This window comes from Mesorhizobium sp. M8A.F.Ca.ET.218.01.1.1, assembly GCF_004791165.1.
GTDB lineage: Bacteria > Pseudomonadota > Alphaproteobacteria > Rhizobiales > Rhizobiaceae > Mesorhizobium.
Genome location: NZ_SRUZ01000093.1, coordinates 1 through 353 on the forward strand (window position 1 = coordinate 1; position 353 = coordinate 353).

Genomic DNA, 353 nt, shown 5'->3' on the forward strand with positions numbered 1-353 from the left:
ACCAGCAGCGCGCCCTTGGCAAGCAGCTGATAGAAGGTCGGCACGCTGGTCAGGATCATGCCGTTGTTGAGGCCGCCGATGATCAGCACCCCCAGCATGGCGCCGACGATCGTGCCCTTGCCGCCCTGCAGCGCGCAGCCGCCGAGGATCGCGGCGGTGATGGCCTCAAGTTCCAGCCCCTGGCTGCCGGAGGCAGGCTGACCGGACATGGTGCGGCTGGCGAGCACCAGGCCGGCCACCGCCGCGGCGAAGCCGCTCATCGCATAGATCGAGATCTGGTAGCGGCGGATCGGAATGCCGGCGAGCCGCGCCACCGTCGGGTTGCCGCCGAGCGCGTAGATGTTGCGCCCGAC

At 69.7% G+C, this 353-nt stretch carries 1 pseudogene; it reads right to left on the reverse strand.

What is annotated here, in order from left to right:
- A pseudogene (locus tag EN861_RS34530) lies at positions 1-353 on the reverse strand (ABC transporter permease); the annotation flags it as partial.